Genomic DNA, 24,054 nt, shown 5'->3' on the forward strand with positions numbered 1-24,054 from the left:
GACCGTGCCGTCGCCGTCATGAGGCCGCGTTGAACCTTCGGTGACCTTCGCCAGCCTCATGGAGATCGACCTCGAGCAAAGGGAGAGTTCCATGACTGCGCAGGACCCGTTTGCAGCTTTCAAGGCAGTCCAGAAGGAAGCCTGGTCGCTGTTCACGCCGATGGAAGTTTTCACGACACCGACCGCCGCCAGGCTCGTCGGTTTTGCCGGCGTTGCCGCCGGCCAAAGGCTGCTCGACGTCGGCTGCGGCACCGGCGTGGTCGCGATCACGGCGGCGCGCCGCGGTGCGAAGGTCAGGGGTCTCGATCTGTCGCCGGTCCTGATCGAACGCGCCCGCGAGCATGCGCAACTGATGAACCTCGATGTCGACTTCAAGGACGGCGACGCCGAAAGCCTGCCCCATGGCGACAACGAGTTCGACGTGGTGCTCAGCCAGTTCGGCCACATGTTCGCGCCGCGTCCGGACGTCGCGATCGGCGAGATGCTGCGCGTGCTGAAGCCCGGCGGCACCATCGCCTTCTCCACCTGGCCGCCGCATCTGTATGTCGGGCGGATGTTCGCGCTGATCGGCCGCCATCTGCCTCCGCCCGAGGGCGTGGCATCGCCGGTGTTGTGGGGCGATCCGAAGATCGTCGCCGAGCGTCTCGCGGGGAAAACGAAGGATCTCTCCTTCGAGATGGACATGATGACGCCGTCCGCCCTCAGCCCGCAGCATTTCCGCCGCACCATGGAAGCGACGATCGGGCCTTTGATCAAGCTCGTCGCCCAGTACAAGGACGAGCCGGACAAGCTCAAGAGCTTCCGAGCCGAGTTCGAGGCGCTGATCTCGGAATATTTCGACGCGGGCCACAATGTGATGCGCCAGCAGTTCCTGATGTCGAAGGCAAGGAAGGTGTGAGGCGCGTTTGACCGTGAGATTCTGCCTCATGTGAGAGCCCGCCAAAGCAGGCGTCTCGAACCATGGGGAGGGTCGCGCGGCTCACTCCTTCAGATCATTCACCTGCCTGACCCAGGTGCGCACGTCGGCGAGCACGGCGGGCAGCACCGCCTTGACCTCGGCTACGGTCATGCCGGGCTTGATGCGGGGATCGTACAGCAGATTGAGGATGTACTGGTCGTAGACGTCGAAATAGCCCATCGAGACGTTGTCGTTGAACATGGTCCACGGCACGCTCGCGGTGTCGTTGATGGGCCCGAGCGATTGCAGCAGCTCTTCATAGGCGCAGTCGAGGAAGACGAAATCGCCGTTGTCGACGGTGAGGATGACGTCGGAATGCTCGATCTCGAAATTGTCGTTCTTGCGGAAGCCGGACAGGCATTGCGGGTCGAGCGAGGTGCGGATCTCGCGCGCCTTCTCGGCGCCGTAGAAGCTGGAGATGGTGCGGAAGAGGTCGCGGTCGCGCACCAGCTTCACCCGCACATTGGCCGCTTCGGCGGTCGCGATCATGGCGATGTCGAGGTGCTGCACGCGATGGGCGATGTCGGCCACGACCTTGGCGAGCTGCGTCTTGCGGTCGGCGCGGTCGCTCTCGGCGTACACGCGCACCGGCCCGTCGAATTTGCGGATGCGGTCGACGCGGCCGGCGAGATGATATTCGGCGCCGAACGCCGTCTTCAGGAAGCCTTCGATGATCTCGCCGTCGGTGAAATTCTTCTTCTCGGAGCGCTGGCGCGAGGAGATCGCGGGTAATTCGCCCGCCACCGCCGTGGCCGCGGGGTCAGGCGCGCAGGTGAGCGCGGCGAGCGCCAGCAGGGCGATGCGAAGGGCAGCCGAGGACGGATTGAGTGCGCTCATCGTCGTGCGACGCTGCCGTATTCACGTCGCGCGCACAAGGCCGCAGATTCACGCGGCCTGCGGGTTCCCGGCGTTGTCTGTAACAAGAGAGTTACAGTGTCGTAGGGTGGACAAAGGCGCGAAAGCGCCGTGCCCACCATCTCAAACCCGTGGGCACGCCGGCAGACCGCGCGTTCGCGCGATCCTCCGGCTTTGCCCACCCTACGAGAGTTGCGTCAGTTGTTCAGCACCACCACCGTGGTACCGACCGAGACGCGGCCGTAGAGATCGCTGACGTCGTCATTGGTCATGCGGAAGCAGCCCGAGGAGACCGCCTGGCCGATCGTCTCCGGCTCGTTGGAGCCGTGGATGCGGTAGAGCGTCGAGCCCAGATACATTGCGCGCGCGCCGAGCGGATTCTCGACGCCGCCCTTCATGTGGCGCGGCAGGTCCGGCCGACGCGCCAGCATCTGCGACGGCGGCGTCCAGTCCGGCCATTCCTTCTTGGCGGTGATCCTGTGCACCCCGCCCCAGCGGAAGCCGTCGCGGCCGACGCCGATGCCGTAGCGCAGCGCCTGGCCGTTCTGCAGCACCAGATACAGCCGCCGCTCGCTGGTGTTCACCACGATCGTGCCGGGGGCGTAATTGCCGTTATACATGACGGTGGTGCGGGGGATCGGATTGGCGCCAGAACGGAAGAAGTTCGGGCCGCCGCCCATGATGTCGCGCGAGTCGAACTCTTCGGCGAACGCGCCGCCCGCCATGGCCGACAGCAGTGCGACGGCGGCAATCGGCGCGGCAAAAAACCGGATCATTGTTTCCCCCAGCAAAAAATCGATTCAACACAGGCCACAGGCCATATTTGCGGGCTTTTCGCAAGCCACGGCCGCGTGAGGGACATCATCCAGCACGGGCGTTATCAAATCGGCAACCATGCCATTTGCCGAAAAGCACCAGAGCGTTTTCAAGCGAAGTGGATACCGGTTCGCATCAAGAAAACGCGTCAAAACATGAGGCTAATACCCGTTCCGAGTCTATCGGAACGGGCTATTAGCCAAGCCGGCGCATCGTCGCGCGGGGCAGGGCCGCGATGCCGCCTATTGCTTTGACGGGACGAGCGAACAATGATTGATCGAACGGGTCTTTGGATATTGCCGGTTGCGGGAGCAGAACGAATGAACGGTGCGGAAAGCCTGGTGCGGACGATGGTCAAGGGTGGGGTGGATGTCTGCTTCACCAACCCAGGCACCTCCGAGATGCATTTTGTCGCAGCTCTCGACCGCGTGCCCGGCATGCGCTGCGTGCTCGGCCTGTTCGAGGGCGTCGTGACCGGTGCAGCGGACGGCTATTTCCGCATGAAGGGCACGCCGGCCTCGACGCTGCTGCATCTCGGCCCCGGCCTCGCCAACGGCCTTGCCAATCTGCACAACGCCAAGAAGGCCAATTCCGGCATCGTCAACATCGTCGGCCAGCATGCGGTCTACCACATCGGCTTCAACGCGCCGCTGACCTCCGACATCGAGGGCCTGGCCCGGCCGATGTCGTCCTGGGTCCGCACCTCGCCCGATGCCAAATCGGTCGCCGCCGACGGCGCCGCGGCGATTGCCGCCGCCAAGAGCGCCCCGCCGCAGATCGCGACCCTGATCCTGCCCGCCGACACCGCCTGGAACGAGGCCGACGGCGTTGCCGAGGTTCCAGCCGAGCAGCAGCGCGCGAGCTATTCGCCGCAGGCGGTCGAGCAGGCCGCAAAAATCCTGCATGGCGACGGCGAGGGTACGCTGCTGCTGATGACCGGCAGCGCCCTGAGCGAGCAGGGCCTGGCGCTGGCCGAGCGCATCGCCGCCAAGACCGGCTGCACCGTGATGGGCCCGACCTTCCGCCCCAAGATGGCGCGCGGCCGCGGCCGCTACTCGATCGACCGCATCCATTACGTGATCGAGAACGCGCTGCCGATGCTGGCCAAGTTCCGTCACATCGTGCTGGTCGAGTCCGACGATCCCGTGGCGTTCTTCGCCTATCCGAACAAGCCGAGCATGCTCAAGCCCGAGGGCTGCGACGTGCATCGCATGACCTCGTGGGGCGAGAATTCGGTCGCAGCGCTCGAAGCGCTCGCCGGCGCCGTCAAGGCCAGCGCCAAGGACGTCAAGCCGCAGGCGGTGCAGGAGCTGATCAAGCCGACCGGCGCGCTGACCCATGCCTCGATCGCGCAGTCGATTGCGTACGCGATCCCCGAGAATGCGATTCTGGTCGACGAGTCTCTCACCACCGGCCGCGCCTTCTTCCCGCCGACGGCCGCCGCCGCGCCGCACGACTGGCTCCAGAACATGGGCGGCTCGATCGGCTTCTCGACGCCGCTCTCGATTGGCGCCGCGATCGCATGCCCCGACCGCAAGGTGATCTGCATGGTCGGTGACGGCAGCGCGATGTACACGATCCAGTCGCTGTGGACGCAGGCGCGCGAGAACCTCAATATCGTCACCATCGTGTTCGCCAACCGCATCTACCAGATCCTGCGCGGCGAGTTCGACAATGTCGGCGCCGGCGAGCCCGGCCAGCGCGCCAACGACATGCTCCGCCTCGACCGCCCGACGCTGGATTTCGTCGCGCTGGCCAAGGGCATGGGCGTGCCCGGCCGCGCCGTCACCAATGCCGACGAGTTCAACAAGGCGCTGGCCGAAGCCGTGGCCGAGCCGGGGCCGCGGCTGATCGAAGTCCTGATGTAGGGTTGATTGAACAAGCTCTCTCCCCACGTCGTCCCGGCGAACGCCGGGACCCATAACCCCAGGGAGAGGTTTGGCGAAGACTCGGAGTTCGGTACGTGCGCCGTGTACACTCGATAGACCTCGCGGTATGGGTCCCGGCGTTCGCCGGGACGACACCGAACCAGGTGCGCGAGATGGGCCCGGAGGCACGATGCAGACCGAGCTGAACAAGGTGATCGCGGCGCTGCGGGACTTCTACGCCCACGAGGGCTTCCTGTTCGAGAAGGACATCGGCGAGCGCGCGGTCACCCACCGGTTCGCCGTGCATCTGGAGAAGCAGTTCGCCGGCTGGTCGGTCGACTGCAATTACGACCGGCTCGGCGAGCGCACGCTGCATCTGCCGCACGGCACCATCATCTCGACCGACGACCATCTCGGCAAGTCGATCTACCCCGATGTCGTCGTGCATCAGCGCGAGATCCCGAACAATCTGCTCACGGTGGAGATCCGCAAGGCGAGCAATCACACCCCGCTTGAGCACGACCAGCACAAGCTGCGGGCGCTGACCGACGTGCATGTCTGGTTTCCCTACTGGATCGGCGTGCTGCTCGTGCTGGACAAGCATCGTGTGACGATGTCGGAGGTGTATGTCAGCGCCGCAATCGATCAGCCGCTCTCGCTCTGGTTCGCGACGCGGCTCGAGGAAAGCGGATTGGGAGCCGGCGCGCAGAGGCCGGGCTAATCACTTCCGACACAATAGGTGCTCTCCCTCTCCCGCTTGCAGGAGAGGGAGTCTCACCACCTGCTTCATCAGTAATGATACGGCTGCGAATAGGCGTAGCGCGGGTTGATGCCGCAATAGGCTGACGTTCCGGAGGCCGTGGCGGCACATTGCTGGTAGCTCGCGAACTGGCAGTTGCCGGGATAGCCCCAGTTGCGGCCCTGCAGGCAGTATCTGTCGCTTCCGGCCTGGGCCTGGGCCTGGGCCGCCGACAACGATGCGGCGATCAGCGTTGCGAACGATGCAAGCGTGAGGATGGTGCGACGCATTTCGATCTCCTTCAATGGTAGGTGGAACGACCGAGCCTTGGCGTTCCCGTGGCCTGTCTGACGCGGGGTCATGCTGTGTTGGTGTCCGCGACGCCGGATGCGTTCGAAGCGAGGTACATCGTGACGCAGCCAGCGGCTTGCACTGTGATCTCCGCCACAGTTCGCGCACGGGTTCCGACCTATCCTCGGCGAACTTGCACGCCTCGATCCTGTGGGACTAGGCTTGCCTCATACGGATCAAGGCATTTGGAGGTTCTGATGCAGAAATCATATTTGCTGGCTGCAGTGGCAGCGCTGGCGCTCATGACGCAAACGCCGCATGCCCTGGCCCAAAGCACGCCGGCTGCCGGCGGAACCGCGGCGCCTGCGGCGACAGCCACTGCGCCGGCCACGACGGCGGCGCCGAGCGCAACCACCGACACGTCCAGCCAGCCGACCGACTCCAAGAAGAGCGCGTCGAAGAAGCCGGCGAAGAAGAAGATGACGCGGCAGCAGGAAATCGACCACTCCGTCGACAGCGGCACCGTGCCCGCGCGCTATCGCAGCTCGGTGCCCAAGCAGTACCGCAATATATCCCGTTCGATAAGCAGTGACGGATCGCACGGCGGCGCGACGTGATCAGCCGTCGCGCCGCCGGTGCCTGCCCAGATGGGCGCTGGCCGGGCGGCTGCCGACCTCATATCCCCGGTGGCGGTCTGCGAGCGCAGTGCTAGAGTAGGCCGAAGCCTGGGGGGAGTGATGAGTGACGACGTGAAGGATGCTGGCCTTGTGGCCATGATCAGCAGCATCCTTGGAGGCAACAAGCGCGCAGACAGTGTTGCACCGCCGCCGCTCACCGAGGGGCCGCCGACCGTGCCGTCGAACGGAGCGGACGCGGTCGCGACGCCCGTCCCTGAGGCGACGTCGACCGGGCAGGAGGATGCGACCAGCGCCGCGCCGGCCACCGTGGAACCGGTCGAGCCGCCTGCGAAAATCGTCACGACGCGGGATGGCAAGCAGCTGTTGCCGGCAGAAGCGATCGCCGATCTCGTGCTTGGCGAGCTGCGCAAGCTGGAGAATTTCCCGGCGACCGGCGCCTCGGTCACGGTCTATGGCTACCGGCACTGGAACGCCATGATCACCTTCGCGCCGTTCTCGACCAATTTCCAGAACGCGACGCGGTTCCGCCAGGCCATGCCGGATCTCGTCTTCAAGCTCCGTCGTTTCGTCGAACTTGAGATATAGTCCAGGGCAATCGTCAGCGGCGCCTCTGCGCGATTGCCCTCGGTGAATCGCAGCATGATGGTGCGCGCCGTTACCCGAAACAGTTCGACAGGATCTTTGAATTGAGCGTCGCCTTTACCAAGGAAGAAAGCGCCGAAACCGCGTCCGAGACGCTGTTGCCGGATCGCCCGATCTCGCCGCATCCCAACCTCGTGACGGAAGCAGGGCTGCAGGCGTTGCAGACGCAGCTTCAGCAGGCCCGCGAGGCTTATGAGGCCGCGCAGGCCATCGAGGACGTCAACGAAAAGCGCCGGCAGTCGGCGGTGCCGTTGCGCGACGCCCGCTATCTGACCGAACGGCTGCGCACGGCGCAGCTCATTCCCGATCCGACCTCGACCGAAACGGTCGCCTTCGGCAGCACCGTGACCTTCAGCCGCACCGACGGCCGCGTGCAGACCTATCGCATCGTCGGCGAGGACGAAGCCGACCCGAAGGCGGGGACGATCTCGTTCGTCGCGCCGGTCGCGCGGTCGCTGATGGGGAAGGCGGTGGGTGACGTCGTAGGGACGGGCGCGCAGGAGATCGAGATTTTGTCGATTGCGTAGCAGCGTGCAGGGCGAGGCGAGGATTGCAGGAGCAATCCCATTCGCCTAATGCATGAGCCATGCGTCTTTGTTGTCCTGTCCTGATATCGATGATCCCCGCCGTGTCCGCGAAACAAAGCCCGATGGTTGGATGAGACGGTTTCTGTCGGGAGCATTGCCGTTTTACGCGCTGGCTGCATTGGCCATGTGCATGTATCTCGTCCTGTACAGGGCAAACCTTTTCGATCTGAACGCCATCGTCCAGGGTGCGACCGGTTCGTCGTGGTTTCTGGTGTTCATGTTCGTCTGCGTGCTCCTGGAGTCGGTCTTCCCGTATTTCGGCTATTTTCCCGGAACCGCCCTCATCCTGATGTCCGTGGCGCTCAATCCAAAGTCGGCGGATGCTTCCGTCTTTGTGGTGGCGTGGCTCGCTATCATCCTGGGCGCCGTCTTGAGTTACGGACAGGCTCGTTTCTTCAGGCCGTTCCTGCAGCGGGTGGCCTCGAAGGCGGCCCTGCGCCGATGTGAGTCCCTGTTCGACGCCTATGGCGCTTACGCGCGCATTGCCTTGTTCGTTCATCCCAACGCCTGCGCGATGTATTTCACGGCGCTCGGACTTCTCGGCCGCAGCCTGACGCGAGAGCTCGCCTATCTCTGTGTGGGTGCAGCGGCCGCCGTGGGCATCCTGTTCGTGATCGTGACCAGGTTGGTATCGTCCGTCGGCCCTGCTGATGACGGCGAATTGCAGGTGCTGTTGGCGGCAGCGCTGGCCGCCATGGGGACGCTTGTTGGCCTCTACGCGGCCTGGCGGCCGGAGCGGGTCGCCTGAAGCCTGCTCCGTCTTACACCTCCGGCAGCTCAACGCCCGTCAACTTGTGTGCATGGGGTTGTTTTCGACATTTTGAGGCAGCTCGAAGGACCGCTGGCGGGCGCCGTGATCGCCTGCGATCGGCAGCTTCAGGGCGACGGCGCTGATCTAGCCACACCTAAATAATGCGCCTCTACCCGCCAAGCTTAGTGCAATACGCGAGCGGCTTCTGCTAGCCGGACTTTCTCTCTGAGGCCCTCGAGATCCTGTATCGCCTTAAGCAATCTCACCAAATCGGAAGCTATGTGTGCCAGAGTAGGCTTTTGCGGCTTTGAGGTTCGAGATTTCTGTTTCATCGCGAAACGGCTCCCTGCCAGGACCGGTAAAGATAGGCCGGGATTGGCAAGGACCGTGCCAGGGAAGCGCAACCGGCATTTCAGGCCAGAGAGCGCGCAGGAGGCAAGCGAAAGGGTTATCTGGCCGGTGCCGCTTTCCATCCATACGACTGGCGTGCGATCTGGCCAGTGATATCGGTGTCCTTTTCGTCAGAGAGGCGCCAGGCCGCCACCCCGAAGCAGACGGTTAAAACCACGGCTGTTGTCAGCAGCAGCATCGATAGAAACTGGCTCACACCTACACCCCCGAATACGGCGCATGCGCCAGCGACCATGGAACGTCGATTCGGAAAATGCAGATGCGTTGACCTATTAGCAGGTATCCCCAAGCTACGCACAATGCGCAATTATCCTTGGTCGCAATTGCTATTCGTTCAAGCCGTTGAGATTGAATCAGGTTCTGATCGACCAGCGAAGTGCCGATCCATGGTTCGGAAAATAGCCGCTCAAGAACGCACGCTCAAACCCGCCCGCGGCCTGGGGGCGAAAGTGCAGCTGGGAGCATTTGGTGCTGGCGCGAACCGCGTTGAGATCGTTGCGGACTTCGCATCCCGCGTTGCCGAAAGAGCGGCCGAAACAAACGATGAAGATCCGATCGTTGCTAGCGCTACGAGCACTACCCCGAAAATTAGGCTGCGCATTTAATCCTCCCTCACTCGATCTCAGCATCGGACGCCGTTGTTTCAGCGCCGCTTCGTTTGGCCGCCAAAATGGTTTCGTGCACGCGACCGTGAAGTGTGGATTGCTGTTTTGCTCTGGCCCAAAGGCTCTCTAAGCCGAAGCAGAGCCCAGCCGGCCTCAGCCGCCCAGACTGCTTCAAGAACGCGCGCGGCCACGGCTGCTCTTTGAGGACAATTCGATGAGCATTATTGCCTTCCGCATCAGGAAGGGACAAACCCATCAGGTGGACCGATAGCGCTTACAAGTCCGATGACTATGGGGACGAACCCCGATAGGACAGGTGAGCTGAATGAATGGTCGGAAATGCAGCGGCCCCGGCACCCGTTCGCTGAGGCCGCTTTTATTTGCTCGGTAAGCGGAACGACTTTCCCAATTCCGAGTCGAATCCAAGCTTCCGACAAGTCCCCAAATCAAAAAGCCCCCGTCGGGAGCAAACCTTCCCCAAGGTTGGCGATCTCGGCCCCAAACCGAGGTCGCTTGTCATAAATGTGGAAAAAGGCGTCGGCAAGGCCTGTGCGAGCAAACGCAAATCGCGCGCTTCTTGCTTTGAATGCGCCGGTCGCAGTCGCGTGAGAGCGGAATTAAATCAGACCTAATCTCCATGGCAAAGTGCATTTAATTTAGCCATTTAAAGCTGGAGTGTCGCGGCAGAGACTCGGCTGCCGTGCCATGATTGCCGCAGCAGGAAGCTTAAAGGTCCTATCAACCGTTTCCAGTAAGCTTTGGGCTTGACCGGCGCATAATGCGAGTTCCCATTTAAATCTCCAGTTCGAGATGAGTCGGGATTTGCCGTGGGTATTTACTTGCTCTCGCTCGCGGCGTGCGTTGTCGGGGTTCTTCTATTCATGGCATTCCATCGATAGGGCCGACAACGGACGCAACAGTTACATTGAATCCTCAACCCAAGCCGAAATTAATAGTTTTGGCCGGTTGTTTTTGACTGTGCACAGTTGCTCGCGTTCAATTCCAAAGGTGGAGGCGAACGTGTTTTTGAACTGGGTCCTCGTTATCCTTATCGGCGTCAGCGTTGCGGTCCTGATAGCCCACGCGATTGACGCGATGCGTTCCTGAGGTGCCCTCTTGGCGATGTCTCTGATGGACCTTGCCGGTACGGGCGGGGCGCTAGCCCGGCGCGGTGGAATTCGTCGAGGTCGATGAACTCCACGGCTCGCTGTCTTAGTGAAACCCTGGCTACAAAGCCGGCATGCAGCCAAGCCATAGATTGCGTGTGACCGGCTTTGCGCAAATTGTTTCCCCACCAGGCATTGAACTTGTACGCTGACGGCGGCAACGGTCTGCCGAGAATTGCTTCAATTTCCGAGAATGTGAGCCGAATCGTTTGCGGCCCTGTGCGCTGTAGCTCTTCCCGTAATGGATCGTAAACGGACATAACATTCGGCTCGTCACGTTGGCCCGTAGGCGTCCCTGCCATGCTCCAGGTATCTGGTGCAGCTGATTGATCGCTCCGCTTCGCCCCAGCATGAGTTGGCTCGCATCACCAGATTCAATTGCTCCTGGATCAGCGACGATAGCGCAGCGAGTATCGATTAGTGCACTTTTTGCTCAAGGTCTCTCAGTAGCGCGTGCAGAAAGTCGCTGGCATGGTCATATTGAGCGTTGCCGTTCGTGATTTGACGGACGCGCGGGCTCACCAAGCGACCAACAGTTTCAGAGCGGAGCAGCTCAGCTCTGTCCGAACACTGCAGCAGTAAAGCATCGGGTAAATCTTCCGCAGATCCGAATAGCTTCAAGAGACAATGTTCGCCCTCGGCCTTACGGTCGTGATGCGCCTTCGCAGCATATAAAGCAAACAGCCCACGGAAAGCATCGCGGGAAACGGCAGGTTTTCCCATCGCAGCGCCCTGAAAAATTAAATCCATAATAAAGGCAAGTCTGAAGCATTGGTGCGGAAAAAGCTAGCGCAAAATTAAATCAACCCGTATCTCCCATTGAGAGATTAGAGGCGGTCCGAAATCAGCCGCCGCAATAGCCGCACTTGGATCCGGCGATCTGCCACCATGTGGACCAAAGCGGCGCGACTTGTGGAGCTCGCTGCTTCGGTAGATCGAGGAGGCGAATTGACGCGTGGTCGATTGAAAATCAACTAGCGATACGTCTGGTCGGAGGCACCTGATGGTGGAATAATTCCGACGCTTTCTTGATTGGATTTTGACGTCGGCCGCGAACCGGCTGGCGACCTGGATTTTCATCATGGCCGCGCTTCCTCAGGGCGTTGTGGCGGAATTGCAGCACGAGAACGCGCGGCTCCTGGCCGAATTGCGCGCTGCACAAGATCGCGAGACCGCCACCGCGGACATCCTCAAAATCATTGCCAGTTCGCCATCGGAGGTGAAGCCGGTATTCGATGCGATCGCGAGGCGCGCCAATGCCCTGCTCGGCGGCTTTTCGACGACCGTATTCCGCTTCATCGACGGCACTGCCCATTTGGCGGCCTTCACGCCGACGAATTCTGCCGCCGATCGAGCTTTGCAGCAGATGTTTCCGCGGCCGATTGCCGATTTCGAGAGTTTTGAAAGTGCGCGGGCCGGTAAGGTGGTGCCGACCCCCGATACCGAAGCGCTGACAAACGACATCAAATTCATCGCGCGCGCCCGCGGCTTTCGCAGCATGTTGTTCGTTCCGCTCGCGACCGGCGGCGTGGTGATCGGCATGATCAGCGTCACGCGGGTCGCGCCGGGTGCCTTCGCTCCGCATCATGTGCAACTTCTGCAGACTTTCGCCGATCAGGCCGTTATCGCCATTGAGAATGCGCGGCTGTTCGATGAGGTGCAGGCGCGCACTGACGACTTGCGGGAATCGCTGCAGCAGCAGACGGCGACTGCCGATGTCTTGAAGGTCATCAGCCGCTCCGCGTTTGATTTGCAAACGGTGCTCGACACGCTCACGGAATCGGCGGCGTGGCTGTGTGGTGCCGACATGGCGGCAATCGTCCGGCAGGACACCGACGGCGCATACTATCATGCAACTCGGTACAATTTCTCGCCCGAGTGGGCCGAGGTCTCGGCGGGCATTCGACTCAATGCTGGACGCGGCAGCGTCGTTGGGCGTGTCCTGCTGTCCGGCAAGGCTGTCCAGATCCAGGATGTCCTGGTCGATCCCGAATACGCTTATCCCGAGCAGCAGAGGGCCGGCGGCTACCGGACCCTCCTGGGCGTACCTTTGCTTCGATCCGGAGAAACGATCGGCGTGCTGTTCCTGGGCCGCAAGGCCGTGAACTCGTTCACGGACAAGCAGATCGACTTGGTCTCAACTTTCGCCGATCAGGCCGTGATCGCGATTGAGAATGTCCGGCTGTTCGATGAGGTCCAGGCGAAGACGCGCGATCTCGCCGAATCGCTCCAGCAGCAAACCGCGACTGCCGATGTGCTGAAAGTGATCAGCCGCTCGACCTTCGATCTGCAGACCGTGCTCAACACGCTGGTCGATTCGGCGGCACGGCTGTGCGAAGCGGAGATGGCATTCATCATGCGCCGCGAAGGCGATGAATATCAGGCCGGAGCAGCGGTGGGGTTTTCCGAGGAATACATCGAGTTTCTGCAGGGTCACCCGATTACGCCCGGCCGGAGCACGGTAACAGGTCGGGCCGTACTTGAGCGCCGCCCAGTGCAGATCCTCGACGTCGCTGCCGATGCCGAATACGGCCTGCACGAGTCCATCACCATGGCTGGTCAGCGCACGGCGCTCGGTGTTCCCCTCATGCGCGAAAATGAGCCGATCGGCGCGCTCGTAATCGCTCGCAAGCGCGTGCAGCCCTTCACGGAAAAACAGATCGAGCTGGTCGCCACATTTGCCGACCAGGCCGTGATCGCCATCGAGAATGTACGGCTGTTCGAACAATTGCAGACTAGAACGCGAGATCTGTCTGAGGCGCTGACGTACCAGACCGGCAGCGCCAATATCTTGCGGGTTATCGCTTCCTCGCCGACCGAGGTCGGTCCGGTGCTCAAGGCGATCGTGGAAAGCGCATGCGGACTTTGCGAGGCATATGATGCACTGGTAGTTCTGAGGGACGGCGACGACATCGTCATCCAGGCCCATCATGGACAAGTTCCCGTGGTGTGGAGCCGGCGGGCGATCAGTGTCAAATCGCCCACCGGCCGGGCGATTATCGACCGTCGCACCGTTCATGTGCACGACCTGCTCGGGCCCGAAGGCGAGGAGTTCCCGACCGGACGCGAATATGCGCTTCGCTCGAACGTTCGGACCGTTCTGAGCGTGCCGCTGTTGCGCGATGACGAGAGCATGGGTGCGATCGTGCTTCGTCGCACGGAGATTCGTCCATTTGGCGAGAAGCAGATCAACCTGCTTCAGACTTTCGCGGATCAAGCTGTCATCGCCATCGGTAACGTGCGTCTGTTCGAACAATTGAATGAATCGTTGGAGCGGCAGACGGCAACGTCGGAGGTGCTGGAAATCATAAGCGCTTCATCGGGCGCATTGACCCCGGTCTTCCACAAGATGCTGGAGAACGCGACGCGAATTTGCGGGGCCGGCTTCGGCACCATGAATCTCTACGAGGATGGCGGCTTTCGCACGGTTGCGTTACACAACGCGCCACAGGCTTATGTTGATACCCGGCTGTACCAGAGCATTCGCCCACATCCGGCGAGCGGGCTAGGCACCGTCGAGAAAACTCATCAGACGGTTCATATCGACGATATCAGGACTCAGCCGCCCTACGTCGAAGGCAACCCGAACGTTCGCGCGCTTGCCGACCTTGCCGGCGCACGGACCCTCGTCATCGTGCCCATGCTGAAGGAAGATGAGCTGATTGGCACCATCACGATCTTTCGCCAGGAAGTTAGATCCTTCACTGACAAGCAGATCGAGCTCGTGTCCAATTTCGCACACCAGGGCGTGATCGCGATCGAGAATGCACGCCTGCTGAACGAGCTGCGCGAGCGCACCATGGAACTGTCCCAATCGCTCGAGGAATTGCGAAATGCGCAGGATCGGTTGATCCAGACCGAGAAGCTTGCCTCGCTCGGGCAACTCACCGCCGGCATTGCGCATGAGATCAAGAATCCGCTCAATTTCGTCAACAATTTTGCTGCGCTTTCCTCCGAACTCATCGAAGAACTCGGCGACGCGCTGCGCTCAGCCGGACTCGGCGAGGCAGCAAGGCTGGACATCGACGTGCTGATACACATGCTACAAGGCAACCTGGAAAAGATCGTGCAGCACGGAACGCGCGCCGATTCCATTGTCAAGAATATGCTTCTGCACTCTCGCGAAGGGTCTGGCGAACGCCGCGAGGCCGATATCAACGCCGTCCTCGAGGAAAGCCTCAACCTTGCTTATCACGGAGCGCGCGCCGAGAAAGCAGGCTTCAACATCACGCTCGAAAGGAACCTCGATCCGTCTGCCGGGGCGCTCGATCTGTATCCGCAGGAAATCACGCGGGTGTTCCTCAATCTCGTTTCAAATGGCTTCTACGCGGCGAGCAAACAAAAGGACGCCGCCGGCGACGGCTTCGAGCCAAGGCTGCGCGCGACGACGACAAACCTCGGCGGCGCCGTCGAGATCCGGATTCGCGACAATGGCGCCGGCATCCCGGCCGACGTGAGAGGGAAAATATTCAACCCATTCTTCACAACCAAGCCCGCAGGCGAAGGAACCGGCCTTGGCCTTTCAATCTGCCACGACATCATCGTGAAACAGCACGGCGGCAGCATCGAGGTCGATACCGAGCCCGGCGATTATACGGAGTTCATCATCAGGCTGCCGCGTAGGCTGGCGGCGCACCGGAACGACGCCAAGTGAAATTATCGTAGGCATCAATTCAAGCGAAACTAGGAATCCTGCGTCGAACTTCACTGCAAACACCGGAGGTCGAAAATGAAGACGCTCTTGGTCCCGCTTCAAAATATTCCGATGATGACACCCACGCTCGATGCCGCCGTACGCCTCGCGCATCGTACCGGCGCCTATATCGAAGGCTTTCCGCTCCGGTTCGGCATCCCTCAATATCTGGCCGCGGAGTTGGCCACCGGCATTCTGTTAGATTCGTATGAAGTGAAGAGCGCAGCCGAATTGAACGACATGCGCGACTTTTTCGAAGCATTCATGCTGAAGCACGATGTTCCTCGATCCGCTGGATTGGGTCGACCATGTTTCGGCTGGCTGGAGACCGCCCCTGAGGGCGAAGATTTTGTCGGAAGCTATGGGCGCGCTTTCGATCTGATCGTGATGGCACGGTCTGACATTGATGCTGCGGGCCCTCACCGTCGCGCGATTGAGTCCGCGCTGTTCGAGAGCGGCAGGCCCGTTCTACTTGTGCCATCGAATGCACCAAGAAGCATCGCAACAAACATCATGATCCATTGGAACGGTAGTACGGAGCAAGCTCGGGCAAACGCATTTGCCATGCCGTTGCTTCGTCTGGCCGAGAAGGTATCGGTCCTAACCGTCGTTGGCGGCCAAGCGGTACCAGGACCGTCTGCCGATCAGATCGTCCAGCAACTGCGGTACAATGACATTGCAGCGCAGGCGAGAACGGTTGAACTGGAGGATCGCGACACCGGAGAGGCAGTCCTCGATGCCGTTAGAGCTGAGGGCTGCGACCTTTTGATCAAGGGAGCCTTCACCCGCGCCCGGTTGCGGCAAATGATATTCGGCGGGGCGACCAGCTATATCATGGAGCATGCGGATCTGCCTGTCCTGATGGCTCATTAGCGCCGCACGATTCTCTTCAGATCATGCAACCCTGCTCCTGTCTTGCCCGACGGGTCAAACCATGATTCGGAAAAGGCGCAACCCCTTGATCCGACTGAGGCCGGCTACCGTGCAGGGGTTGTTTTCGATGTTTTGATATGGGCGGTCCCGAACAGCCGTGAGGCCAGGGCGATCGTCCGCAACCGGCAGCGGTCGGGAAAATGAATGGTGGGCGCACAAGGGATCGAACCTTGGACCTCTCCCGTGTGAAGGCCAGACCTGCGATTGATGCAATTTGCAAATTTCGTGACCAACGCGATCTCCCCGTCTTTTCCCCACCCCAGAGGGGATTGGAGCTATGGGCCCGCTAACCCGCACAGCGCCGGCTCATCGGAGATTCTGCGGATTGCCCCTATGGCTGCAGGCAACGCCGCCCGTCCCCGAGAGCTTGCCGGCCGAGGGTCCGGTTAGTTTGTAAGCACGGACGCAGTGGCTGCGGCGATCAATCGCTTTAACGGGGCCGGCGAGGCGCTGGGCGGCCCGCGCTGGGCCGATCCCAACCTCAGCAGGGACGCCGTGCCGCACGGCTTCCGGGCGACATTCAAGCGCCGAACAGGCCGGCTCCCCCAACCATCTCCGACATGGCCTAGCCCCACACGATAGCCAACAAGGTCGAGCCGGCCTACCGCCTCGGCAACATGCGGGAGAAGGGCGGGGTCGATGGCGGATGGTCAGACTATTGCGCAAGCCGCCGGCCCCACCAGAGTGGGAATGCATATGCCTTTAAGGGCTAATGCACCGCGCCCCGCTCGAAGTTTAGACGCGCCTGAATCGGCGCCGTCGGGATATAGTGGGCGCCGGAACGTCCCCGGGGAGGCTGGAATTGGTAATTCAAGTAAGGGGTTCCCTAAATACCGAAACTCGGCACGGTAAACAGATCAAGAGCTATTTTCGATCGATCCGAGCTCGCTGATGGGAAGAGGGCTGCAGGAACTGGGAGAGTAAGCATCCCCAAGCTGATCATCGGCGCGGTGGTCCTTCATCCAGCTACAATTGTCATGGTTTGACCTTTGCAAGCCGTCAGACGGGTATTGATGATCGGGCGGTGGTCAGAGAGATTCTACAACAGGATGATTATAATCAAGGTTGAGCGGAAAGACCTGTTGCCTGGCGATACCGTGATCCATGTAGACAGTGATGGTGATCAGTTTGGTAGGTTCGGATCAATTCGTCTCGCAAATGGCTGCAAGCGCCTCAGTACCGTTGATGCGGACTCCCACTTTCCAGGCTCAAGGCCAAATTCAGGACGTGACGTCAAGGACGTCAGGACGAGGCCGTCATTTGCTTGAAGGGCCACAAACGTAGTGCGCAAAGCGGGCACGCGTACCTGCGCAAAATGGTTGGTACCGCCAGGTGCTTGCGCGGTCGAGTTCGCTTTTATATCGCTGCGGGCACGTGCCTCGTTTGGCGTTCCGAACGCTGCAGCGACCCATTCCCCTTTTATCTCTGCGATAGTGACGGAGGATTTGGTCTTTCCATCGACGGTGATCGAATAAACAAACTGGCCCGTCGGACGCAGCAGCTTCATCGGATCGCCGCCGTCCCACTCCCGCAGAGGATCAAGCCCGATCATGTAGTCGGCAACGGGGTCTCCGATCGAAGCGTGGGAGGCGTCACCGGGAGCGTCAAGACCAAGTGTCTTGAACTGCGTCGGAGCGTTCGAGATCGAGCGGAAAGTGTCGAGGGATTGGGCCGCAGCGGACGTGGCCGCGGCAGGCGCTGCAGTTTGCAGTTTGGCGTCCTGTGATATGGCTGGCGCCGCGGCAAGGACGAGGATGCTCGACAGAGCTACCGTGTTAGCGAATGTCATAGAAGTCGTCCCAATGAGGGTGATCACCTGGAAGCTGGTCGTAGACCTCGTAGAGGATTGTCCGAGTCGCTCCGATATTCGGTTCCCATGGATCGTTGACATGGACGTAGTTCTTTCCATCGGGTGTCGTGGTGTAGCCCGTTGCGACCATCATATGGCCACCATTCCCGATCCAGCGCCAACTGAATGCGAAAGGCGTGAAGCTGCAAGGCTCGCCTACCTTCTTGGCGGCAAGCTGACTGCGCAGCTGATTCCAAGTCAACGGAGTGCCGTTTGTACGCTTGAATTGAAATCCGTATCTCTCGAACTCCGGCCAACCGCCCGAAACACATTCGTCGGGTGTCGGGGAATTGCAGCAGTCGCTGCGGTGCAGACGATAGTTCGCCTGAATGCATTGCTCGACCGACTTTCCTAGATACTCCATGACCATCTGACCGCTTGCCGCCCAGCACCACATACCCGTCTTTTGTGGGCGTAAGGTGACCTGAAGTTCCATCGTGCTAGGCGGATCGCAAGACGGCACCGCTGTGGGTGCCGCTTGGGCAAACGCTCCGCTCGAAGCCGCCGCAGCCAATCCAACGATCAACAATGCGCGGACTAGCATCTTCACTCTCCTCAAATGTCGCTCGATCCAAATTCGTAGAAGAAACAATTCGGGTTGGGCTTACGGTTTGAGCTGCTGCCCTGTCTTAACTTCAGAAAGGTAGAAGGCCGGCGGGGCGGTTAGGGCGCACTGGTATCCGCTCTCGCAGCTCGCGTTCATCGTCCGTCTTCCTGCGCTTCCCTTGTTCTACTCCGCCGGGCCCAGGTGCCAAGTTGGCGCCTTGCGTCAAGGTTACCGCAATTGTGCGCTGTGGCTGGCGGCCATATTGGGGTGCAAATTCGTCAGCGTAAGTGATGCAATAGACAACGGGATCAGTGAGACGCAGCTGCTTAAATGTGTTCTCTCTTGTGCGGGCATCCTGGACGCAAAGGTTGTAGCGCGCTCGCCAAGGTGCAGGCCGCAAGAATGGCGCGTTTAGGTCTCCATCAAAACGAACAACATTTTTGATTCCCCCCTCTGACGGCGGATCCAAACGGGGAAACACAAGGCTAAGCGTCAGTTTGTGAATGTCCAGTCGCGACGCGCTGATGCCGGCAGTCGCCGCCACAGGCCGGAACTGATTAGGCACTGGGTCCAGTCTTACCGCGGCGCCAGCGCCTCCACCGGCGTCTGTCGTAAAGGTCAGTGTGTCGACAAAGCTGTCCTTAGCACCCCCTTGCTGTTCGATATCGATGAAAGTCTCGACAACGCGTCCCACTCCGATCGCCCCTGTTAACGGATAGATGAAGTTTGCTGGATTTTCTGGCTGTTCAAAAACCCCCAGACACCGTTCGCGATTGGTGAGCAGTTCGTCCCAAGTGTCCTCGGAGGTGAAAACACGGTGACCTTGGCGCGTCAGATCGAGCGACGCGGAAGCCCCGGCGTCCAGCACATTTGACGTCATCCAGGGAAGATTAAATGCTGCACTGGCGCCAGAGATGTTCCGCTCTTTGATATCGAAGTCGAACGCGTAAACCACCGCGACTTTTGCTATCTTTCGGAGCAACACCTTCTGCTTTGGGCTCAAGCTTGTTAGGGGTTTCTTCGACTCTCCGTTCGCTGCGGCAATCTGTGCTGCAATCCGTTCGGGGGTAGCTGGAAGATCGATGAGTTCTTTGGAAAGCATGTAGTTGATGACTGCGGACCTCATCTCGCAACGAGCATAGCGAACGATGTCCTCAGTCTTTGAATAGCCGACGTCGTCGGGTATGGGATAAAATGAACAACCTCCAAGCCCCGCCGTCAAGATACAGACAGCCCAATTCACCGCGCGCATCGTTGCCCCCGTCCAACTTAAAAGACTTCGCAAACTAAAAATTCTTACTGACGAAATTTCTCGAGCCCACCGACAAAGCGAGCAGGTGCCACCCCATACATCCCTAGCGTGTCTAAGTGGTTCTGGCTGGTCAAGTAGAAAATCGTTCGGGAATAACCTTTTCCGTCGGTCCATGTCACTGGCTCAAACTACGAGACGTGAGCGCAGCCCGCGTTGCACCAGGTAACCACCCAGTCAAAGATGCTTGCTTTGAAGCGCTCCGATTTCACGCCCGGTAGAGCGCGGCTCGAACTTTCGGAAATATCCAACCCAATAGCTCTTGATTGGTAGAGCGATGTCACGAGAGCATCGGCTTCCGTAAAACGGTGACACGCATGGGTCTGTCAATTCGCTTTTATCTGTTCGCCGAGGACGGGCTTCTAGCGATCTCGCAGCGCGTCATGATGGGACTGATCCGCGGCCAAGACGCAATGCCGCAGTACGCTGGCACGAAGCAGAAGGTTGCCGACGTCATCCTTGAGAATGAGGGCAAGAAACCGCTCCGGATCGAAACAGTGCAGGGGAGTTTCCTGACGTTCGACGACAAGGGTAAGGTGCACAAGGACCTCGTGGCATCTGGCTTTGCGGCGCTCGAAACCGGCATGGCGCTCGAGGAAGCCTTAAAGCAACCGCAGACCAAGATCTGGACCTCACGCCAAAGCTCAATCGCGAGAAGTGGGAGAGAGAACCGATGGACACTCTCCAAGGACGACCTGGACGCCATTGCGGACGATATCTGGAGACGCAAGGAAGCGAGTCAGCCGCGCATCGAGCGCGCCCAGGGGATCGCTCCTAAGCCTCCTAAGGTCACCTACGAGGCCAAGGAGGCGATCCGAGAGATCAGGACGAGCCTGATTAGCATCGACAACAAGCTTCAATGGCTAAGCGAGCCTGCTCTGAAAGGCGCCGCGTTCGAGGCTCGCGAGAACGCCAAGATCGAAGCGGATGGGCCGCTGTGGCTCGGGATTGCCGCGGCGGCTGATCGCTATCACGAGATCCAGGTTCGCCGACGCACAGGACGGGGTATCTGGTACGCGCTTGTGGAGATACTGCGATGGGATGCGGTTCAACGAACTGGAGAAGTGATCGCAAGCGTCGGGAGACTTATGACCGAGAATGCCAACTGCTTTACCGCGGAGACGTCGGTCCATACCGAGGTGCTATGTGAACTGGAGTGGGATGAAGAGGCGGGAGCTAAGCTTCTATGAGCCAGAACGCTGCAAGAACAAATTCCCCCGCCTTTCCCCGAGTGTTGCTGCTTAGTTCTGCTCTTTCGTGCCTGCAACAGCCGAATATATGCCCGCGGCCGAAATTACAAAAAAAGGCTGGAATAACAGAGGTTTTGGTGGTGGGCGCACAAGGGATCGAACCTTGGACCTCTCCCGTGTGAACCACAATCCGTAGACCCGAGCTAACCAAATCCGGCCATAGTTGAGGTGTAAAAACTCCTTAAATTAATGAGAGTTATGGCCTACTACGGCTATAAGAGCCCATACCTGACCTTACTACATTTTGTATGCCCCCGTTGTGCCCGCCGCGGATATTCCCTTGGGGCACACAAACGGGGGAGGTCTGAGACCCGGTTCTGTTCGAGGCTCACCGCCCTTCTTGCGGGGCACACTGGGGCACAGAGAGAGGGAAGGAATCATGACGGAGCCGGCCAACCAGCTGACACTCACCGATGCGGTGATCCGCAACGCAACGCTGCCGCCGGGTAAGGCGCAGCATTATCTCCACGACGACAAGCTGCCCGGCCTCGCCTTGCGCATGCGCGCCACCGGCGGCCGGACCTGGGTCTACCTCTTCACCAAGCCGGGGGTGAGGGGGACCCAGCGCAAGACCCTCGGCGCGTGGCCCAAATATAATGAGAAGGCCGCCCGCAAGGCCGCCACCATCGCCGCAGGCGAAGTCGTCAAGGGCTTGGACCCGAACGACGCGAAGCGCGAGGCGAGGCGGCAACAGGCAGCCGAGAAGCAGCGCACCACGCTCGCGACCCTCATTGTTGAAGATGGTCCTTACCAGACGTCTATGACCGAACGTCAAGTCGTCAACTGGAAGCCAGCAATGTCGGCGCTGCGGCGCGGGCTCAAGGATCACGCCGAGAGCGGCGTGGGGGACCTGACGCGACGGCAGATCATGGCTGCGGTCGATAAGATTGCCAAGACCGGCAAGCGTGGTGCAGCCAAGGACTTGCGCAAGCACGTGCATACTTTGCTCGAATGGTGCGTCGGTGAGGGCTATGTCGAGCACAACGTGCTCGCCGGCTATCGCGCGCCCAAGGAAACCCGCGCGCAAAGGGTCGGACGCCGAACGAAGGGCCGCGCGCTGACCGATGAGGAAATCATCAAAGTCTGGGATGCATCCGGCAAGCTCGGGGCTTTTGGTCTCCTGGCTCGCATGTGCCTGCTCGGTGGCCCGCGCCGCAGCGAGCCTACCATGATCGAGTGGCGAAAGCACATCATGGATGACCGTATCACCTTCGATGCGGCGTGGACCAAGATGGGCCTGCACCACGACGTGCCGCGCACCCACCTCGCAAACGAGGTGCTCGCGGCCGCCAAACACTTCCAGCGCGCAACGTCCGACTATGTCTTCCCGTCACCAAAGACCGGCGGCCAGATGTCCGGGTTCACCAAGATGGTCAACCGCCTGGTCAAGGAAGCGGGTGTTGCCAAGTTTACCATGCATGACCTAAGGCGCAGCTTACGAACCGTCATGTCTCGCTGCGGCTACGACAACGAAATCCAGCGGCTGTGTGTCGGGCAAAGGCCAAGCGGAATCGATCAGGTCTACAATCACGACGAACAGTGGATCATCCGCAAAATGGCGTTCGAAGCGGCTCACGACTACATTGCGGAGTTGGTCGGCGCGAAACGGGTCGGCAAAATCGTGCGCCTGCAGCGGACGAATCCGCTTGACCCGATCAAGGCCGAGCTCCTCGGCCGTCTCCGTGAGCATTATGCGGCTGAGGCATCTTAGTGGTCTTATCGCACTTGGCCAGATAGTCGCGTACCGCATCGACACGATAGAGGGGGCGGCCATCGACGTAGCGCCATTTCAGCGGGTGGCTCGGATTGCGCCGCCACTGCTCCAACGCGCCGGGCGTACGCCGGATGACCGCGGCCGCCTCAAATGCCGTCAAATTAGAGCTGCCCGGCAGCGTATCGATATCGAACGTCGCGGGCGGCGGCATGCCACGGTTCTTGCGACGGCGATTCGCCCGCGGTATTTTGCTGGAACCTGCCGACCCAAATGCCTCGATCCCAATCTTTTCGTCTTTGCCGCGCATGCCTCCGCCCCGAACCATGATCGGTCTGGGCAATAAGATCGTAGGCTGCTCCGGCAAGAAAGAAACCAAGTGCGCAGGTATGGTTGCTGGGTAGCTGTGGCGTACAAATAGGACGAACCGGTTCCAGCCCGGCAGACCTTCGGCCTCATAACCTGAAGGTCATAGGTTCAAATCTATCCCCGCAACCAAATTTCTGATGTAATACAACGGGTTGGGCGAAAGCCTAACCCTTTAATTTTTCGTAAATGGCCTAGCACGCGCCTAGCACAAAATTCGACTTTTTGGTTCCCTGCGCTAAAATGCACGTGGAGGTGCATGATGGCCAGGCACGAGCTTCTAGGTGGTCTGATTCAGGTATACCGGCGAAACGGCCGGTATTGGCACTGTTCGGCCTCCATCGACGGCCGCCAACACCGCAGCACGACCGGAGAGGAAGATCTCTCCCTCGCCAAGCAGTTTGCGGAGGACTCGTTTATCGGTCTTCGTGGGAAGGCGCGGGAGGGGCTGTTGGTGAATGAGAAGACCTTTCGCCAAGCCGCTGACCAATTCCTGAAAGAGTATGAGGTGATCACCGAGGGCCAGCGCAGCGAGCGCTGGGTCCAGGGTTACGAGATCAGGCTTCGCCTGCACCTGTTGCCGTTCTTCAGGCAAGGTGCAGGAATATCGCCTACACCGGATCGCAACGTCTAAGACCGGCAAGGCGCCCGCGCGCAGCACTATCCACGACGAGGTCGTGACGTTGCGGCAGGTGTTGAAGACTGCCATTCGCCATGAATGGCTCGCGCACCTGCCGGACTTCTCTCCTCCTTATAAGACTTCGGGGAAGGTGGTGCATCGGCCGTGGTTCAGCCCCGAGGAATACAAGCAGCTCTACGAAACCACGCGGGCGCACGCGAAGGCCAGCCAGATCCACCACCGTTGGAGTGCCGAGCAATTGCATGATTACGTCCTGTTCTTGGCCAACACCGGCTTGCGGCCGGATGAGGCCAAGAACCTCCAGCATCGCGACGTGACCATTGTTGAGGACGAACGTAGCGGCGAGCGCATCCTGGAAATCGAGGTGCGCGGCAAGCGGGGCGTCGGCTACTGCAAGAGCATGCCGAGCGCGGTGCGACCCCTATGAGC

General features: G+C 60.3%; 21 protein-coding genes and 1 pseudogene. 13 read left to right on the top strand and 9 right to left on the bottom strand.

The features are described 5' to 3' along the window. Positions 1-91: 91 nt before the first annotated feature. Complete coding sequence (locus CIT37_RS08635; RefSeq protein WP_095426778.1) at positions 92-898, top strand: class I SAM-dependent methyltransferase; 807 nt, start codon at positions 92-94, stop codon at positions 896-898. A gap of 81 nt (positions 899-979) precedes the next feature. Here CIT37_RS08635 and CIT37_RS08640 read toward each other — a convergent pair whose 3' ends face one another. Both CIT37_RS08640 and CIT37_RS08645 read right to left on the bottom strand, forming a co-directional pair. Next, positions 980-1,795 carry a DUF2927 domain-containing protein gene (locus tag CIT37_RS08640; protein WP_095426717.1) on the bottom strand — a complete coding sequence of 272 codons (816 nt, stop codon included), beginning with the start codon at positions 1,793-1,795 and terminating at the stop codon, positions 980-982. A gap of 215 nt (positions 1,796-2,010) precedes the next feature. Then, positions 2,011-2,589: a L,D-transpeptidase gene (locus CIT37_RS08645; protein WP_028140388.1), complete on the bottom strand. Its 579-nt coding sequence runs from the start codon at positions 2,587-2,589 to the stop codon at positions 2,011-2,013. A gap of 360 nt (positions 2,590-2,949) precedes the next feature. Between CIT37_RS08645 and CIT37_RS08650 the strand changes: the two genes are divergently transcribed. Further along, entirely contained in the window at positions 2,950-4,497 is a 1,548-nt protein-coding gene (locus CIT37_RS08650) for an acetolactate synthase large subunit (protein WP_038972723.1), read from the top strand. A gap of 190 nt (positions 4,498-4,687) precedes the next feature. Beyond that, complete coding sequence (locus CIT37_RS08655; protein ID WP_095426716.1) at positions 4,688-5,218, top strand: hypothetical protein; 531 nt, start codon at positions 4,688-4,690, stop codon at positions 5,216-5,218. A 68-nt stretch (positions 5,219-5,286) separates the two neighbouring features. Here the strand turns inward: CIT37_RS08655 and CIT37_RS08660 are convergent, their stop codons facing one another. After that, entirely contained in the window at positions 5,287-5,526 is a 240-nt protein-coding gene (locus CIT37_RS08660; RefSeq protein WP_095426777.1) for a DUF3551 domain-containing protein, read from the bottom strand. Between the two features lie 258 nt (positions 5,527-5,784). Here CIT37_RS08660 and CIT37_RS08665 point away from each other — a divergent pair. From CIT37_RS08665 to CIT37_RS08680, 4 genes and pseudogenes are all read left to right on the top strand, one after another. Then, positions 5,785-6,119: pseudogene (locus CIT37_RS08665) on the top strand (hypothetical protein). Positions 6,120-6,264: 145 nt separating this feature from the next. Then, complete coding sequence (locus CIT37_RS08670; RefSeq protein WP_095426715.1) at positions 6,265-6,750, top strand: hypothetical protein; 486 nt, start codon at positions 6,265-6,267, stop codon at positions 6,748-6,750. A gap of 101 nt (positions 6,751-6,851) precedes the next feature. Further along, a complete protein-coding gene (gene greA / locus CIT37_RS08675; protein ID WP_028140382.1) occupies positions 6,852-7,334 on the top strand; it encodes a transcription elongation factor GreA in 483 nt (160 codons plus the stop codon). 130 nt (positions 7,335-7,464) lie between these two features. After that, positions 7,465-8,142, top strand: coding sequence for an SNARE-associated domain-containing protein (locus CIT37_RS08680; protein ID WP_038948251.1), 678 nt, complete (start codon positions 7,465-7,467; stop codon positions 8,140-8,142). Positions 8,143-10,218: 2,076 nt separating this feature from the next. Here CIT37_RS08680 and CIT37_RS40265 read toward each other — a convergent pair. Then, entirely contained in the window at positions 10,219-10,629 is a 411-nt protein-coding gene (locus CIT37_RS40265; RefSeq protein WP_420867667.1) for a DUF7662 domain-containing protein, read from the bottom strand. Between the two features lie 115 nt (positions 10,630-10,744). Further along, entirely contained in the window at positions 10,745-11,050 is a 306-nt protein-coding gene (locus CIT37_RS08685; protein ID WP_028140378.1) for a hypothetical protein, read from the bottom strand. Between the two features lie 358 nt (positions 11,051-11,408). On the opposite strand from CIT37_RS08685, the gene CIT37_RS08690 reads away from it, so the two are divergent. Both CIT37_RS08690 and CIT37_RS08695 read left to right on the top strand, forming a co-directional pair. Beyond that, positions 11,409-14,981, top strand: a complete 3,573-nt coding sequence (locus CIT37_RS08690) for a GAF domain-containing protein (RefSeq protein WP_244611371.1) — start codon at positions 11,409-11,411, stop codon at positions 14,979-14,981. A gap of 75 nt (positions 14,982-15,056) precedes the next feature. Beyond that, entirely contained in the window at positions 15,057-15,893 is an 837-nt protein-coding gene (locus CIT37_RS08695; protein ID WP_095426713.1) for a universal stress protein, read from the top strand. 1,183 nt (positions 15,894-17,076) lie between these two features. On the opposite strand, the gene CIT37_RS08700 is transcribed toward CIT37_RS08695, so the two are convergent. The 3 genes from CIT37_RS08700 to CIT37_RS08710 all read right to left on the bottom strand — a co-directional run bounded on the left by CIT37_RS08700 (position 17,077) and on the right by CIT37_RS08710 (position 19,601). After that, positions 17,077-17,742, bottom strand: a complete 666-nt coding sequence (locus CIT37_RS08700; RefSeq protein ID WP_038948258.1) for a hypothetical protein — start codon at positions 17,740-17,742, stop codon at positions 17,077-17,079. Beyond that, positions 17,729-18,346 carry a C39 family peptidase gene (locus tag CIT37_RS08705; RefSeq protein WP_095426712.1) on the bottom strand — a complete coding sequence of 206 codons (618 nt, stop codon included), beginning with the start codon at positions 18,344-18,346 and terminating at the stop codon, positions 17,729-17,731. Before CIT37_RS08705 ends, CIT37_RS08700 begins: the two co-directional genes overlap by 14 nt. A 91-nt stretch (positions 18,347-18,437) precedes the next feature. Continuing rightward, positions 18,438-19,601: a Y4kA family protein gene (locus CIT37_RS08710; protein WP_038948260.1), complete on the bottom strand. Its 1,164-nt coding sequence runs from the start codon at positions 19,599-19,601 to the stop codon at positions 18,438-18,440. Between the two features lie 374 nt (positions 19,602-19,975). Between CIT37_RS08710 and CIT37_RS08715 the strand changes: the two genes are divergently transcribed. After that, the gene (locus CIT37_RS08715) at positions 19,976-20,848 is read left to right on the top strand and encodes a hypothetical protein (RefSeq protein ID WP_095426711.1); all 873 of its coding nucleotides are present in this window, start codon (positions 19,976-19,978) and stop codon (positions 20,846-20,848) included. A gap of 439 nt (positions 20,849-21,287) precedes the next feature. Beyond that, positions 21,288-22,619: a tyrosine-type recombinase/integrase gene (locus CIT37_RS08720; protein ID WP_014492323.1), complete on the top strand. Its 1,332-nt coding sequence runs from the start codon at positions 21,288-21,290 to the stop codon at positions 22,617-22,619. On the opposite strand, the gene CIT37_RS08725 is transcribed toward CIT37_RS08720, so the two are convergent. Further along, positions 22,564-22,929, bottom strand: a complete 366-nt coding sequence (locus CIT37_RS08725) for a hypothetical protein (protein ID WP_014492324.1) — start codon at positions 22,927-22,929, stop codon at positions 22,564-22,566. The genes CIT37_RS08720 and CIT37_RS08725 overlap by 56 nt on opposite strands. Positions 22,930-23,244: 315 nt before the next feature. On the opposite strand from CIT37_RS08725, the gene CIT37_RS08730 reads away from it, so the two are divergent. Together CIT37_RS08730 and CIT37_RS08735 are read left to right on the top strand one after the other, a co-directional pair. After that, on the top strand, positions 23,245-23,619 hold the full coding sequence (locus CIT37_RS08730; RefSeq protein ID WP_162130959.1) for a hypothetical protein: 375 nt from the start codon (positions 23,245-23,247) through the stop codon (positions 23,617-23,619). Then, positions 23,582-24,052, top strand: coding sequence for a site-specific integrase (locus CIT37_RS08735; RefSeq protein ID WP_014492326.1), 471 nt, complete (start codon positions 23,582-23,584; stop codon positions 24,050-24,052). The genes CIT37_RS08730 and CIT37_RS08735 overlap by 38 nt, the downstream gene beginning before the upstream one ends. Positions 24,053-24,054: the final 2 nt, after the last annotated feature.

The sequence above is a fragment of the Bradyrhizobium ottawaense genome, from assembly GCF_002278135.3.
Lineage (GTDB): Bacteria > Pseudomonadota > Alphaproteobacteria > Rhizobiales > Xanthobacteraceae > Bradyrhizobium > Bradyrhizobium ottawaense.